General features: G+C 61.3%; 16 protein-coding genes. 5 read left to right on the top strand and 11 right to left on the bottom strand.

What is annotated here, in order from left to right:
- The first annotated feature begins 169 nt into the window (after positions 1-169).
- Positions 170-739, top strand: a complete 570-nt coding sequence (locus QZ653_RS14040) for a hypothetical protein (RefSeq protein ID WP_296420972.1) — start codon at positions 170-172, stop codon at positions 737-739.
- A gap of 9 nt (positions 740-748) precedes the next feature.
- Here the strand turns inward: QZ653_RS14040 and QZ653_RS14035 are convergent, their stop codons facing one another.
- From QZ653_RS14035 to mgtE, 3 genes are read right to left on the bottom strand one after another with little or no spacing between them, the layout of a single operon-like run.
- Entirely contained in the window at positions 749-901 is a 153-nt protein-coding gene (locus QZ653_RS14035; protein WP_296420970.1) for a DUF6471 domain-containing protein, read from the bottom strand.
- Positions 898-1,452: a 5-formyltetrahydrofolate cyclo-ligase gene (locus tag QZ653_RS14030; RefSeq protein ID WP_296420968.1), complete on the bottom strand. Its 555-nt coding sequence runs from the start codon at positions 1,450-1,452 to the stop codon at positions 898-900. Before QZ653_RS14030 ends, QZ653_RS14035 begins: the two co-directional genes overlap by 4 nt.
- Complete coding sequence (gene mgtE / locus QZ653_RS14025; RefSeq protein ID WP_296420966.1) at positions 1,449-2,825, bottom strand: magnesium transporter; 1,377 nt, start codon at positions 2,823-2,825, stop codon at positions 1,449-1,451. The genes QZ653_RS14030 and mgtE overlap by 4 nt, the downstream gene beginning before the upstream one ends.
- A gap of 105 nt (positions 2,826-2,930) precedes the next feature.
- On the opposite strand from mgtE, the gene guaD reads away from it, so the two are divergent.
- Positions 2,931-4,217, top strand: a complete 1,287-nt coding sequence (guaD, locus tag QZ653_RS14020; RefSeq protein ID WP_296420965.1) for a guanine deaminase — start codon at positions 2,931-2,933, stop codon at positions 4,215-4,217.
- On the opposite strand, the gene QZ653_RS14015 is transcribed toward guaD, so the two are convergent.
- The 5 genes from QZ653_RS14015 to QZ653_RS13995 form a co-directional block, all read right to left on the bottom strand.
- Positions 4,214-4,675, bottom strand: coding sequence for a hypothetical protein (locus tag QZ653_RS14015; protein ID WP_296420963.1), 462 nt, complete (start codon positions 4,673-4,675; stop codon positions 4,214-4,216). The two genes, guaD and QZ653_RS14015, sit on opposite strands and share 4 nt — an antisense overlap.
- A gap of 6 nt (positions 4,676-4,681) precedes the next feature.
- A complete protein-coding gene (locus QZ653_RS14010) occupies positions 4,682-5,155 on the bottom strand; it encodes a CAP domain-containing protein (RefSeq protein ID WP_296420961.1) in 474 nt (157 codons plus the stop codon).
- A gap of 16 nt (positions 5,156-5,171) precedes the next feature.
- The gene (locus QZ653_RS14005; RefSeq protein WP_296420959.1) at positions 5,172-6,512 is read right to left on the bottom strand and encodes an 8-oxoguanine deaminase; all 1,341 of its coding nucleotides are present in this window, start codon (positions 6,510-6,512) and stop codon (positions 5,172-5,174) included.
- A gap of 84 nt (positions 6,513-6,596) precedes the next feature.
- Complete coding sequence (gene hisN / locus QZ653_RS14000) at positions 6,597-7,409, bottom strand: histidinol-phosphatase (RefSeq protein ID WP_296420958.1); 813 nt, start codon at positions 7,407-7,409, stop codon at positions 6,597-6,599.
- Positions 7,410-7,483: 74 nt separating this feature from the next.
- Entirely contained in the window at positions 7,484-7,852 is a 369-nt protein-coding gene (locus QZ653_RS13995; RefSeq protein WP_296420956.1) for a helix-turn-helix domain-containing protein, read from the bottom strand.
- Between the two features lie 287 nt (positions 7,853-8,139).
- On the opposite strand from QZ653_RS13995, the gene QZ653_RS13990 reads away from it, so the two are divergent.
- A complete protein-coding gene (locus QZ653_RS13990) occupies positions 8,140-9,096 on the top strand; it encodes an NADPH:quinone oxidoreductase family protein (RefSeq protein WP_296420954.1) in 957 nt (318 codons plus the stop codon).
- Between the two features lie 11 nt (positions 9,097-9,107).
- On the opposite strand, the gene QZ653_RS13985 is transcribed toward QZ653_RS13990, so the two are convergent.
- Positions 9,108-9,992 carry a LysR family transcriptional regulator gene (locus QZ653_RS13985; protein ID WP_296420953.1) on the bottom strand — a complete coding sequence of 295 codons (885 nt, stop codon included), beginning with the start codon at positions 9,990-9,992 and terminating at the stop codon, positions 9,108-9,110.
- A 494-nt stretch (positions 9,993-10,486) separates the two neighbouring features.
- Here QZ653_RS13985 and QZ653_RS13980 point away from each other — a divergent pair, with 494 nt between their 5' ends.
- Positions 10,487-11,263 carry a Bax inhibitor-1 family protein gene (locus tag QZ653_RS13980; RefSeq protein ID WP_296420951.1) on the top strand — a complete coding sequence of 259 codons (777 nt, stop codon included), beginning with the start codon at positions 10,487-10,489 and terminating at the stop codon, positions 11,261-11,263.
- Positions 11,264-11,420: 157 nt separating this feature from the next.
- Here the strand turns inward: QZ653_RS13980 and QZ653_RS13975 are convergent, their stop codons facing one another.
- The gene (locus tag QZ653_RS13975) at positions 11,421-11,918 is read right to left on the bottom strand and encodes a GNAT family N-acetyltransferase (RefSeq protein ID WP_296420949.1); all 498 of its coding nucleotides are present in this window, start codon (positions 11,916-11,918) and stop codon (positions 11,421-11,423) included.
- A gap of 70 nt (positions 11,919-11,988) precedes the next feature.
- Positions 11,989-12,156, bottom strand: a complete 168-nt coding sequence (gene rpmG, locus QZ653_RS13970) for a 50S ribosomal protein L33 (RefSeq protein ID WP_007814563.1) — start codon at positions 12,154-12,156, stop codon at positions 11,989-11,991.
- A gap of 160 nt (positions 12,157-12,316) precedes the next feature.
- Here rpmG and QZ653_RS13965 point away from each other — a divergent pair, with 160 nt between their 5' ends.
- Entirely contained in the window at positions 12,317-13,630 is a 1,314-nt protein-coding gene (locus QZ653_RS13965) for a cation:proton antiporter (RefSeq protein ID WP_296420947.1), read from the top strand.
- Positions 13,631-13,779: the final 149 nt, after the last annotated feature.

The raw sequence follows: 13,779 nt of genomic DNA, 5'->3' as shown, positions 1-13,779 counted from the left end.
GAAATGTGCGCGCTCAAAGGGGGCTCTGCCCCGTCCTTCGGACCCCCCGAGGTATCTCTGGCCTTATCTATTAAACGGACCAAGCGCGTGTTGGCGATGATTAGGACTCTACTTTCATTTATCAGTGATGCATCTTCGACTGATTGTAGGTTTTGGGAAAATTAGATAGATGATCCTTACATATCTGGGGCTAATTTACCGCTATGCGTTTCTCGATTGGCATCTGCGAACGGATGTGTGGTACGCTGCGGCAACTGTTCTTGTAACAGGCTGGTATGGGCTTGGGGGCACTCCAATGTCTGATGCGCCCTTGCAGGATTTAGCAATTTATGTAGTTGCAGCACTGGTAATGTTTACCATTTTAAAGGCAGTCATCCTTGTACCATATCGAATTTGGCGGGACGAAAAGTTAAAGGGCAACGGCTTATCGGAAAAATTGGCCTCCGAGCCTCAAAAGATAAAGGATGCAATGCTTTCGCACAGAATCAACCTGCGGAAGGAACTTTGTCAGATTGTTTCAGACCATGCGGTTTTGTTTCTGGGTGGAAAAGGCATGAATTGCGAAGAACAGCTGAAAAAGTGTGAGAATATTGTGATTCAATTAAAGTCTGATCGGGGTCTTCAGAAGGCATATTCCAGATACAAAAGCGCGTGCAGTGATCCCAATGCTTCCGAACATTATTATCACTCGTCATTAAATCTTTTGATGAGAGAAGTGAACCGCGACAGTATAAACTGACCTTTAATTTTAAACCCGTATCTCAGACACACTTATCGCAGCCATGCAGTGCAGCATGAACGCTGCATTAAATTTCCCGCGCGATAGTTTATTACGCATGTTTGGTTCCTTATCTTCTGATACATAAGGCTGGGAATTTTTGAACCAGAGAAAAGGGATCAACGTGGGTCGATCACGCCCTCTTCGGTCACGATGAGATCCAGCGGTTGATCGGTGGGTTCCAGCGGCAGGTCGGGCAGTTCCTGTGCGGCATAGGCAAAACCGATGGCCAGAGTTGGTTTGAGGGCGCGCAGACCTTCAAGGGTGCGGTCGTAAAACCCGCCGCCATAGCCCAAACGCCCGCCCGCGCGGGAAAAGGCCACCAACGGGACGATCAGGATTTCGGGGATGACCCAATCGCCGGTTGCGGGGATGTGCGCGCCGAAGGCACCCGGGGTCATGGCGCAGCCGGGCGTCCAGGTGCGGAACTTGAGGGGCTGGCCTGCCGCCTCGATCACTGGCAGGCAGACGGGGCCATGGGCTGCGGCTTCTTCCATCGCAGGGGTCGGGTCGATTTCCGTGCGCATCTGGGCGTAGCCCGCCAGCGGCACGCCGCGATATCCCGCAAGGACCGACGACAGGTGGCCTGCGTGGCCAAAGCCTGCTTCATGGGCCGTTTTGCGCGCGGCAAAGGCTGCCTTGCGCGCGGCGTCCTTGCGGTCCTGCAACGTCACAGCAACATCACCGCCGCCAGGCCGAGGAAGGCGAAAAACCCGACCACATCTGTCACCGTCGTCACAAACGCGCCCGAGGCAAGTGCCGGATCAATCCCGATTTTTTCCAAAATCACCGGAATACCTGTGCCCGCCAGACCGGCCACCACCATGTTGATCACCATGGCCAGCGCGATCACCACGCCCAACATGGGCTGGCCGAACCACACATAGCCCACCAGCCCCATGATCACCGCAAAGGCGAGGCCGTTGATCAGGCCCACCAAGACCTCACGCCGGATCACGCGCCAGACGTTGGCGCCGGTCAGGTCCTTGGTCGCAATCGACCGCACGGCCACTGTCAGACTTTGCGTGCCCGCGTTGCCGCCCATGGAAGCGACAATGGGCATCAGCACGGCGAGCGCCACCAGCCCCGCGATGGTTTCTTCAAACAGCGAAATGATCATCGAGGCCAGAATGGCCGTCACCAGATTGACCGCCAACCACGGAAAACGACGTTTGGTTGTGGCGATGACCTTGTCTGTCAGGCTCGATTCCCCGTCCACACCGGCCAGACGCAGGATGTCTTCTTCGTGTTCTTCATCCAGCACGATCATCGCGTCGTCGATGGTGATCACGCCCACAAGCCGGTCGTCTTCGTCCACCACAGGGGCGGAAATCAGGTGGTACTGGTTGAACGCATAGGCCACGTCGCCTTCGTCCTGATCGACGCGGAAGGTGCGGAAACTGTCCTCCAACAATTCGGTCAGATGGATCGGACGTGGCGTGCCCAGCAGGCGGCCCAAGGTCACATAGCCCACGGGTTTCATGCGCGGATCGACCAGAATGACGTGGTAGAATTGTTCCGGCAGATCGTCGGAGGCGCGCAGGTAATCAATCGCCTCGCCCACGGTCCAGTGGGCCGGTGCGCGCACGACCTCCATCTGCATCAGGCGGCCTGCGGATTCCTCCGGATAGGCCAGCGCCTTTTCCACGGCCACACGGTCACCGACATCCAGCGCGTCCAACACCTGTTCCTGTTGGTCTTCATCAAGGTCTTCGACCAGATCGACCACATCATCGGATTCAAGATCACGCACCACATCGGCCAGTTCCTTGGGGCCAAGGGCGTCGATGATTTCCTCGCGCAGGTCATCGCCCAGTTCGGACAGGATGTCGCCATCCATCCCGCCCTTCCACTGGTACAGCAACTCCGCCCGCTGGCGGTCGTCGATCTGTTCCAGAAGGTCGGCAATATCGGCGGGGTGCAGCGGGTTGAGAAGGCGGTCCAGTTCTTCCGCATTGCCATCCGCCAGCGCGGCCCTGACCGCAGAGGCCAGCATCCGGGGCAGACCTTCGTCGTCCTCTTCGGTGATCTCGATGGCCTCTGACATGGCGGTCCCCTTTCGGCTGCACATTAGTGAACTTAGCGTCACCCTCAAGCGGTCAATGACATTTGGCGATTTACGATTCCCGGACGCGGACATAGTTTGCCCGGCATGACTGACCTTCTTCTTTTAGGGCAAACCCTGCGGTTTGAGGCCGATCCCTTCGCCACCCCCGTCGAGGACGCAGCGGTGGCGCTGACCCACGGCGGCGTCTTGGTGCAGGACGGCCGGATTGCGCAGGTGGGCGACGGGGCCGCGCTCAGGGCGGCCCATCCGCAGGCCCGCGTGGTCGATCACGGCGACCACCTGATCAGTGCGGGTTTTGTGGACGCGCATATGCACTACCCCCAGACCGCCATGATCGCGTCGTGGGGCAAGCGGCTGATCGACTGGCTCAACACCTATACTTTCCCCGAAGAAATGCGGTTCGCGGATGAAGGCTATGCGCATGAGATTGCCGGCCGCACCCTTGATCTGGCGTTGGCCCATGGCACCACGACCCTCACCAGCTTTTGCACGATTCACCCCGCGTCCGTGCGCGCCTTCTTTGATCAGGCCGCCGCACGCGGGATGGCCGTGGTCGCGGGCAAGACCTGCATGGACCGCAACGCGCCGGATGGCCTGCGCGACACGGCGCAATCGGCCTATGACGACAGCAAATCCCTGCTTGAAACCTACCACGGCAAGGCCCGTGCCACCTACGCCATCACGCCGCGGTTTTCGCCGACCTCGACCCCCGATCAGCTGGCAGCGATGGGGGCGCTTTGGGCGGAACATCCCGATGTGTTGATGCAAACGCACCTAAGCGAACAGACCGACGAAATCGCATGGGTCCGCGATCTGTTTCCATCGGCCCGCGACTATCTGGACACCTATGAACAATTCGGCCTGTTGGGCGCAAACGGCCTATACGGCCATGCGATCCACCTTGAACCGCGCGAGGTTGACCGTCTGGCAGAGGTCGGCGCGGCGGTGGTCCATTGCCCCACGTCTAACACGTTTATCGGGTCGGGGCTGTTCGACATGGCGGGGATCAAGGCGCGGGGTATTCGCACGGGGCTTGCCACAGACACCGGTGGCGGGTCGTCGTTTTCCATGTTGCGCACCATGGCCGCCGCCTACGAGGTCGCACAGCTGCGCGGCACAGCGCTGCATCCCGCGCACCTGATGTGGCTGGCCACCGAAGGATCCGCGCAGGCCTTGCGCATGGGCGGGCACATCGGGTCGCTGAATGTAGGTGCCATGGCAGACATCACCGTTCTTGATCTGGCCTCCACCCCCGCGATTGCCCAGCGCACATCCCGTGCGAATGATCTGTGGGAGGCGCTGTTTCCGACCATCATGATGGGTGACGACCGCGCGATTGCAGCGACTTACGTGGCAGGACAGCGCGTCTAACGGTTCAGCATGAGGGACAGCGCCCGCCCGACTACGGCAGCGTCAAGGGATGCGGGCACCTCGATCACCTGATCCTCGCCGCTGCGTTCGAACGCATACCGCCCGCGCGCGGGGCCCATGGGCGTCAATGCAATCCCGGCGGGCGTCTGACGGATCGCCACATGGGTCAGTCCATCGGAAAACCGGCGTAGACCGGCCTTTTGCTCCCGTCGGAACGCGTCCATCGTGTTGGCAAAAACGCGGGTCTGTTGCCCCAAGGTCAGGGTTTTCTTGCGCAGCGGGGTCGATCCCTCAAGGGCTTCGAAAACAGCGGCCCCCAACGCGCCGGCATCGGCCACTACAGCCTGCCGGACCAGATCGCATCCCATTGCGATCCCCTGTTTGGGAAAGATCAGGGCGCGCCCTTCGATGGCATACGCACCGGCAAGGGCCTGCTTGTTGCGCCCGATCCCGTACATCCCAGCCTAGCAGCCCGCACCCATGACCAGCACCCAATGGTTGTCCGTCCGGCCGATCCCGTATTCAGACACGTTGCGCGCCAGCATGTTCGCACGGTGACCGGGTGAGTTCATCCATGCGGTGACCACGCCTTGCGGCGTCCTGTTCCCACTGGCGAGGTTTTCGTTACGTGCGCAGCTGTATCCCGCAGCCTTGGCCCTGTCCGAAAAGGAACTGCCGTTCGACCCCGTATGCGAGAAAAATCCGTTCGCTTCCATGTCCTGCGCATGGCGCAATGCGGCCTGCGACAGGCGGCGGTCTTCGGACACTGGCGGCAATCCGTTTTGCGCGCGGGCATCGTTCAGAAACGACATGAAAGACCCCGAAGGCACGCTGGCGGTGACCGGGGCCGATCCGGTTCCGGCCGTGGATGTTGACGTCGATGTGGTCGATCCGCAGGCGGACAGGGCCACACATGCGGCAGCAATCAGATATTTCATCGGCTTTTCCTCTCTCTCAGCTTTGCAAGGCCTGTACCAACTGGCCCTGCCGCGCAATCGCGCGGTTCAAATCAAAGCTGACCACGCGGGTGTCCGCCACCACTGGGCGGCCTTCCACCCATAAATCGCGCACCCGCGTCGGCCCGGCCAACACCAAAGCCACCGGATCCCACGATCCTGCAGCCTCGATACCGGACACATCCCACACGGCGATGTCAGCTCGTTTGCCAACGCTGATCTGGCCGCAATCGTTCCGGCCCAGAACCTCTGCCCCGCCCCGCGTGGCAATCTCGAGCGCTTCGCGGGCGGACATGGCATCCGCGCCCAGCGCCACCCGTTGCAAAAGCATGGTCTGGCGCGCTTCGCCGATCAGCGATCCCGCATCGTTGGAGGCTGATCCGTCCACCCCCAACCCCACGGGCACCCCCGCATCGCGCATGGCGCGCACGGGCGCGATGCCCGACCCGAGGCGGCAGTTGGAACAGGGGCAATGGGCCACGCCCGTTCTGGTGCGCGCAAACAGATCAATTTCCTGTCCGTCGAGTTTCACACAATGGGCGTGCCAGACATCCGGCCCCGTCCAGCCGAGGTCTTCGGCATATTGCCCCGGACGACAGCCGAATTTTTCCAGGGAATAGGCGATGTCCTCGTCGTTTTCCGCCAGATGGGTGTGCAACATCACGCCCTTGTCGCGCGCCAGCACGGCTGCATCGCGCATCAGATCACGGCTGACCGAGAACGGCGAACAGGGCGCCACGCCCACGCGCACCATGGCGCCCTCGCTTGCGTCATGATGGGCGTCGATGACGCGGATGCAGTCCTCCAGAATATCCGCCTCACGCTCGACCAGACTGTCCGGCGGCAGGCCACCGTCGCTTTCGCCAATACTCATCGCACCGCGTGTGGGGTGAAACCGCAGGCCCACGTCACGGGCGGCGGCAATCGTGTCGTCCAGACGCGATCCGTTGGGGTACAAATACAGATGGTCGGACGTCATCGTGCAGCCCGACAGCGCCAGTTCGGCCAGCCCGATCTGGGCGGAGACATACATCTCCTCCGGTCCGAACCGCGCCCAGATCGGATAAAGCGTTTGCAGCCAGCCGAACAACAGCGCGTCCTGCCCGCCGGGCACGGCGCGGGTCAGGGTCTGGTACAGATGGTGATGGGTGTTGACCAAACCGGGTGTCACCACGCAACCCGCCGCGTCCACAACCTCCGCCTTTGGCGCATGGATGGCTTGGCCCACCTCAGCAATTACACCGCCGCGGATCAACACATCCGCACCGGCCAGTTCGCGCCGGTCGTCATCCATGGTGACAACGGACACCGCGCCCTTGATCAGAATTTCACGGTCCATCGCGACCCCCTTTCACTCTCGAAAGCGCGGCGCAGCCGCGCCGGATCGGATGGGCGCAGCCCATTCGACACCCCTCCGATCCCTTTAATATTTCGCTAGAATTTCAAGGGCCGCCGCATGCAGATCTGCATTGGCCGCCGCCAGCACCCGTCCGCCCTCATGGGCCGGTGCTCCGGTCCAGTCGGTCACGATGCCACCCGCCGCCTGAATGACGGCGATGGGGGCCTGAATGTCATAGGCGCTCAATCCCGCTTCCACGACCAATTCGACCTGCCCCGCTGCAAGCAGCGCGTAGGCGTAACAATCCATCCCGTATCGTGTCAGCTGACAGCGCGACGCGACCTCCTTGAACGCAGCCCCCTCGCGTGCGGTGCCCACCTCGGGGAACGTGGTCAGGATCGTGGCCGCGGCCAGTGTGTCCACGCCGGAGGTGCCAAGCCCCCGCGCGCCCAACGGGCCTGTCATCTCGGACAGGCCAAACCCGCCCTCGAAACGTTCGCCAATATAGGGTTGGTCGATCAGCCCGTAAACCGGCCCGCCCGCATCCCGCAGACTGATCAGCACGCCCCATGTAGGCGTGCCACTGATAAATCCGCGTGTGCCGTCAATCGGGTCCAGCACCCATTGCAGCCCGCTGGTGCCGTTATCCGTGCCGTATTCCTCGCCCAATATGCCGTCTTGCGGACGCAGCCGCCCCAGCACCTCGCGCATGGCGCGTTCTGCGGCGCGGTCCGCTTCGGTCACGGGGTCAAACCCGCCGGCATCTTTGTTGTCGGACGTCAGATCGGTGCGAAACAGCGGCAGGATCGCGGCACGCGCCGCATCGGCCATCTCATGCGCACAGGCCCGCAGGGTCGCCTGCAGGCCATCATCTGGTTGCACATGGAGTAATGTCATCGCCCTGCCCTTTTGCCATGGTCCCCCTGCGGTAGCGGGGGGACATATAGTGCGTCAAGGGTCAGAGGCGGCCGTTAGCTGACTTCGCTGAGAACCCGCGCCAGATCAAAGAGGCGACGGCGCTGGTTTTCGGGGATCGCATAGTAGCTGCGCAACAGCTCCAACGCTTCCTTGTCGGACAGGATATCGCTTGGCATCCCGCTCAGATCGGCAGGCATCTCATCATCGGCCAGCCCTTCGAAAAAGAACGACACATCCACATTCAGCGCATGGGCAATGTCCCAAAGACGCGATGCGCTGACGCGGTTCATGCCGGTTTCATACTTCTGGATTTGCTGGAACTTGATCCCCACCTGATCGGCGAGTTGCTGTTGCGTGGTCCCGCTGACCCACCGGCGCTGGCGGATACGTTTACCAACATGGACATCTACAGGGTGCTTCATTTGATCCGTTCCAATTCTTGCTCTGGGGCGTTGACCCATCGGGCGTGCGCCCCTTTTTTGTTTTAACATTCACGTCGTGCGTTCTTGGCGTGTCGCCTGTTGCCCCAAGACACGCAACGGTTGCGCTCCGTTTCCTGTCCTAAAGTGCAGGTATTTTGACGATACGGCCTGTCAACAGCCCTTTCACAAAGGTGGTTCCACATCCGCGCTCTTTTGTGATCTTTAGAACGGGCAAGCGAGTCGCGGCCCGCCAAAGTTCCGCAGGCCCCCCAAACGAAAGCCCCCCGATGCGCGCCTATCAAGTGTCCGACTACACCGCCGATCCGCACCTGACCGAGGTGGACACTCCCACCCCCAAGCCCGGCGATGTGCTGCTGCAGATCGAGGCTTGCGGTCTGAACTTTGCGGATCTGCTGATGGCCAAAGGCACCTATCAGGACACGCCACCCCCGCCCTTCACCCTCGGGATGGAAGTCTGCGGCACGGTGCTGGCGACCGGCGAAGGCGTCACCACGCCTGCCATTGGCACCCGCGTGGCGGTTTTTGGCGGTCAGGGCGGTCTGGCCGAACAGGGAGTCTTTCCCGCCGCTTTGTGTCGCGCGGTGCCCGAAGGCATGACCGCGCCACAGGCGGCTGGTTTTCAGGTGGCCTACGGCACATCCCATTTGGCGCTGACGCGGCGCGCGCATCTGCAACACGGGGAAACCCTTCTTGTGCTGGGGGCTGCGGGCGGTGTCGGGCTGACGGCGGTGGAAATCGGCAAGGCCATGGGGGCCACGGTCATCGCCGTGGCACGCGGGGCCGAAAAATGCGCCATCGCCCGTGCGGCCGGCGCCGATCACACCATCGACGCGGCCGAAGACATCACCGCGCGGGTCAAGGATCTGGGCGGGGCCGATGTGGTCTATGACCCCGTGGGCGGCGACGCCTTCAAGGCCGCTGTCAAGGCCACCAACCGCGAAGGTCGCATTCTGGTGATCGGCTTTGCCAGCGGCGACCTGCCCGACATCCGCGCCAATCACATTCTGGTCAAGAACATCAGCATCATCGGCTTTTATTGGGGCGGTTACCTGAAATTCAATCCCACCGCCCTGACCGACAGCATGGGGGAATTGCTGGACTGGTATGCCCAAGGCCGCCTGCGCCCCCACGTCAGCCATGTCCTGCCCCTTGATGCGGCCTCTGACGCGCTCGAACTTTTGCGCAGCCGAAAAAGCACCGGCAAGGTCGTCGTCACACCCTGAGGTGGCGGACGTCAGGCCGACAACCGGCGCGGCACGCTGGCCTTCCATTCGGACAGATAGCACTGGCGGATCATGTCGTGCAGGGCGGCCTGGACAGGGTCATCCTTGGCTTGCATGTAAAGGACAATCTGCGTGGTGCCGGGATCGGGCAGGCCCGCATCTGCGGGCAGCAGGTCGGTCTGTTCGGGCAAAGACCCTTTGATGATCGCATTGACCGCCAGATCGGCACTCACCACCGCTTCGACCGCGCTGTCGGCCTCGGATTCAATGATCATCGACCAGTCGAAATTCGCTTCATCCAGCCGTTTCAGAACACCGGGCCGGAAAATGCATTTGGAACAGAACGCCACCGGAAGGGGACGCTGTTTGTAAGCCACCCCGCCCCGTGCGCCGACCCAGACCAGCGGCAGCGTCACCAGCGGTTCCCCCCCTTCGCCGGGGCTGCTTTCGGTGGTCAGGATCGCATCCAGCCCGCCACGGGCAAACATCTCGCGCAGTGTTTTTGTCGGCTGGGAGACAAGCTTGATCTGCATACGCGGAAAGTCGGATGCAAACTGCCGCAGCACTGCGGGGATGTAAGGGTAGATAATGTCGTGAGGCACACCCAGGGTAATCTCGCCCTCGTACTCCTGCGACGTCAACCGCTGCAACGCCTCGTCATTCAGCGCCAGCATCCGCCGCGCGTAACTCAGCAGTTGTTCGCCCTGCGGCGTGACCCCGATCTGGCGGCTGGACCGGTCCAGAAGAGGCAGGCCCAGTGCCTCCTCCAGCCGTTTCAGCTGCATCGACACCGCAGATTGCGTCAGGTTCAGCACCCCCGCCGCCCGCGTCACGCCGCCGGCATCGGCAACCGCCACAAAGGACCGCAATGCGGTTATGTCCAGATTTCTTGCCATATCACAGATCCTGATAATGAGGACGTCAAACATTCATTTCCCTTATGCCACCGGATATCGAATATATCAACACATGGAATGATAAATGATGACTACATCACGAAAGGAAATGATATGACCGCCTTTTCAACCGCCTTTTTGCACACGGGATCACGTCCCGTCCCACGCGCGGCCTGGCGCCGCCGTCTTGCGCTTCATCTCACAGTCTGGAAAGAGCGCCGCACCCTGCGCAGGCTGAGCGCCCATCACCTTGCAGATCTGGGTCTGACCCCAGCACAGGCGGAGGCTGAGGCCCGTCGCCCGATCTGGGATCTGCCCGCCGATCGGGCATTTTTACACCATTCACGACAATCCTGACAATTTGACACGGAAAACCGGGCACCCCCTGTCCGGTTTTCCTTGAATTGCAGGGCTGTCATGCCAATATCAGTGCCAAGGGTGATCCGGCAGCCACCGGACCCGACGTAATTCACGTTCAACCTTGGAGGGAATTCATGGCTGACTACAGAAATCCGCAGATGACCGCCGCTGTCGGCGCGCGCACTGCGCAAATTGACGAGGGGCTGCGCGCCCATATGAACAAGGTCTATGGCCTGATGTCGGGCGGTTTGTTCCTGACGTTCCTCGCCGCATGGGCCATCGGGTCGCTGACCGTTTCGGCCACGCCCACGGAATATGCCTTGGGCGCCGGTCGTTACCTGACCGATCTGGGGGCGACGTTGTATCTGAGCCCGCTGAAATGGGTGATCATGTTCCTGCCGCTGGTGATGGTCTTTGCCTTCGGCGCGATGATCAACCGCATCTCTGCGGCGGGTGCCAACCTGTTCTTCTACGTGTTCGCCGCCGCAATGGGTGTGTCGATCTCGTGGATTTTTGTGGCCTTCACCGGCACATCCATCGCGCAGGTGTTCCTGATCACATCCATCGCTTTTGCCGGTCTGTCCCTGTGGGGCTACACCACGAAGCGTGACATCTCGGGTTGGGGCAGCTTCCTGATCATGGGTGTTATCGGCCTCATCGTGGCCTCTGTGGTGAACATCTGGCTGCAATCGGATGCCCTGGGCTGGGCCGTGTCCGTCATCGGCCTGCTGATCTTTGCCGGTCTGACCGCCTACGACACCCAGCGCATCAAGAATGAATATGTGGCCCACGCGGCCCATGGCGATCAGGAGTGGTTGGACAAATCGGCGATCATGGGGTCGTTGAGCCTCTACATCAACTTCATCAACATGTTCATGTTCCTGCTGCAATTCCTGGGCAGCCGCGAATAGCGGACATCACGATCGAACCGGATCAGGGTCGCCTTCGGGCGGCCCTTTTCTTTGGCCGCAGCCTTCGGGGATGAGAATATCGAATGGGCTGCGCCCATCCGATCCGGGCGCGCGCGATGCGCGCGCGCCCTTTTAGGTATTTTTGAACCAGAGAAGCCTAGAGGGAGCGTTCCATGGTGACGGCGGGAAAGTCGATGCCGTGGCCAAGAGGGACAGTAACGTCCTTGAGGGGTTCAAACCCCATGGCGCGGTAAAAAGGCACGGCGGTTCGGGTTGAAAGGCAGTGCAGGCGGCGCAGGCCGTGATCGCGGGTGGTCGCAATGATGTGATCCACAAGCGCCCGCCCCACTCCGCGCCGTATGGCCTCAGGGTCCGTGGCCACATGACGGATGTGGCCTTCCCCGCGCGTGACTGCGCCGGAGCCCGGTGCCTCAGCCGTCCAGCCGCCTGCCCCCATCAGCGTACCCGCGCTGTCATGAACCAGATAATAGGTTCCGCAACTGACCAGATCGGGTTGGGCGCGGCTGATCTTTGGCAGGGCAAGGACAAGCATCGACGGGGCATAATCGCCCTGCAACAGCCGCGGGAAAGACCGCGCCAGAAGCGCGTCCACCGACGTGATGTCGGCCGGTGTCGCAGGTCTGATATGGAACATGCCCCTCCCCCTGAACGAAAACGGGCCACCGCGATGGGTGACCCGTTTGAAAACAATCTGTCAGGCGATCCTACTTGATCTTGCCTTCCTTGTATTCCACGTGCTTGCGCACAACCGGGTCGTATTTCCGGACAACCATCTTTTCGGTCATGGTGCGTGCGTTTTTCTTGGTCACATAGAAGTGGCCGGTGCCTGCGGTGGAGTTCAGGCGGATTTTGATCGTGGTTGGCTTCGCCATGTCATCTCTCCGGTGTCGCGGACGCCTTGGCGCGCGCGTGTGAAATCATATGAAGTCCGCCTTCTACGGGGTTTGAGCCGCGAGTCAACCGCCGAAATGGGCTTTTCGCATCCCGCCCCCGGACCTTGCCGGTTGACCCGTCCGACCCATATGGCAGGGGATGTCTATCCTTTCGGAATACTTCGGGCTGTCCACCCGGTCGATCTTTTATTTGGTCCTCGGGCTCGCCCTTATGGCGTTGACGTTGCAACCTTTGTGGAACCGCTACCGCATCCTCAATGTACCTCTGTTGTTTGTGGGGCTCGGGGCTGTTCTGGGGGGCGTCGGCCTGCCTGTTCTGGACCCGCTGACCAACACCCTGTCCGCCAAAATCGTTGAACATATCGCGGAACTGATCGTCCTTATTTCGCTGGCCGGTGCCGGTCTTGCCATCGACACCCGCGAAAGCTGGCGCAACTGGCAGGCCACGATCCGGCTGCTGGTCATCGCAATGCCGCTGACGATCCTTGGTGTGGCGCTGCTGGGCATCTGGGTGGCAGGGCTGCCCCTTGCCTCTGCTGTGCTGCTGGCGGCGGTTCTGGCACCCACCGATCCGGTGCTGGCGCGATCGGTGCAGGTCAGCCCGCCGGGACAGGACGAAGACCCGCTTGAGGTATCCCTGACAGCCGAAGCAGGGCTGAACGACGGGCTGGCCTTTCCCTTCGTCTACCTTGCCCTTGCCCTCATCGCCGCATCGGGCGCGGGCTGGTCGGACTGGGGCTGGTCGTGGCTGGGCTACGATTTCCTGTACCGCGTGATTGCGGGCTATGCGGTGGGCTGGGTCTGCGGGATAGTCATATCCAGGCTGCTGCACAGCCGATACGGGGATGCCAATCTGGGGGCGTGGAATGCGCTGATTGTGGTCCTTGCCTCCACCTTTACGGCCTATGGCGCGTCCGAGGCGGTTTCGGGCTACGGTTTTCTGGCAGTCTTCGCCGCAGCCCGCGCCGGGCGGTATCATGGCGACAAGCAGGACGGGCTTTATGCGCGGTTCGTGCACCGCGACGCGGACCAGTTGGAAAGCGTGCTTCTGGTGGTGTTGCTGGTCTGGTTCGGCATGTTTCTGACCAACGGGTTGCTGGCGGATGTCGTCTGGACAGACATCGCCATCGCGGCTGCAATTTTGTTTGTGGTCCGTCCCGCTGGCGGGCTGCTGTCCATGGTCGGAATGGATTGCGGCGACATGTCCCGATTCAAGGTCGCGTTTTTCGGCATTCGCGGCATGGGCACCGTCTTCTACATCGCCTATGCGCAAAACCACGCGGATTTTCAGTTCATTGATGCCATCTGGCGCATTTCGGCGGTCACAATCCTGATGTCCATGCTTGTGCACGGATTTGCCGCCAACTTTGTTCTGCCGAAAGAGGCACCGGATCCCGACAGCGGCACGGGAGAGGTGCACCCCCACAATGATCGGGTCAATGCGGCGGACTAAGCGGCCCCTTCGTGTGGTGTGCTGCGCCCCTGCCCGCCCGTCGTCCCGATCCGCGTAACGGAATGCCGTCAGCGCGCCGTAAGTTCTGAGTGGGCTGTCACGTCGCTGCGCGACATGACCTTGCCCACCCGTTCAAACCGGTCTGCGCC

It is taken from the genome of Pseudooctadecabacter sp. (assembly GCF_020627745.1).
Taxonomy (GTDB): Bacteria; Pseudomonadota; Alphaproteobacteria; order Rhodobacterales; family Rhodobacteraceae; genus Octadecabacter.
The sequence above is the reverse complement of the archived record's forward strand: the minus strand, read 5'-3'. Positions and strand labels throughout refer to the sequence as shown.

Bases quoted from the DNA above. Each gene is read 5' to 3' on its own strand.
- QZ653_RS14040 (WP_296420972.1), top strand. From the start codon at position 170: ATGATCCTTACATATCTGGGGCTAATTTACCGCTATGCGTTTCTCGAT.
- mgtE (WP_296420966.1), bottom strand. From the start codon at position 2,825: ATGTCAGAGGCCATCGAGATCACCGAAGAGGACGACGAAGGTCTGCCC.
- guaD (WP_296420965.1), top strand. From the start codon at position 2,931: ATGACTGACCTTCTTCTTTTAGGGCAAACCCTGCGGTTTGAGGCCGAT.
- QZ653_RS14015 (WP_296420963.1), bottom strand. From the start codon at position 4,675: ATGTACGGGATCGGGCGCAACAAGCAGGCCCTTGCCGGTGCGTATGCC.
- QZ653_RS14010 (WP_296420961.1), bottom strand. From the start codon at position 5,155: ATGAAATATCTGATTGCTGCCGCATGTGTGGCCCTGTCCGCCTGCGGA.
- QZ653_RS14005 (WP_296420959.1), bottom strand. From the start codon at position 6,512: ATGGACCGTGAAATTCTGATCAAGGGCGCGGTGTCCGTTGTCACCATG.
- hisN (WP_296420958.1), bottom strand. From the start codon at position 7,409: ATGACATTACTCCATGTGCAACCAGATGATGGCCTGCAGGCGACCCTG.
- QZ653_RS13995 (WP_296420956.1), bottom strand. From the start codon at position 7,852: ATGAAGCACCCTGTAGATGTCCATGTTGGTAAACGTATCCGCCAGCGC.
- QZ653_RS13990 (WP_296420954.1), top strand. From the start codon at position 8,140: ATGCGCGCCTATCAAGTGTCCGACTACACCGCCGATCCGCACCTGACC.
- QZ653_RS13985 (WP_296420953.1), bottom strand. From the start codon at position 9,992: ATGGCAAGAAATCTGGACATAACCGCATTGCGGTCCTTTGTGGCGGTT.
- QZ653_RS13980 (WP_296420951.1), top strand. From the start codon at position 10,487: ATGGCTGACTACAGAAATCCGCAGATGACCGCCGCTGTCGGCGCGCGC.
- QZ653_RS13975 (WP_296420949.1), bottom strand. From the start codon at position 11,918: ATGTTCCATATCAGACCTGCGACACCGGCCGACATCACGTCGGTGGAC.
- rpmG (WP_007814563.1), bottom strand. From the start codon at position 12,156: ATGGCGAAGCCAACCACGATCAAAATCCGCCTGAACTCCACCGCAGGC.
- QZ653_RS13965 (WP_296420947.1), top strand. From the start codon at position 12,317: ATGTCTATCCTTTCGGAATACTTCGGGCTGTCCACCCGGTCGATCTTT.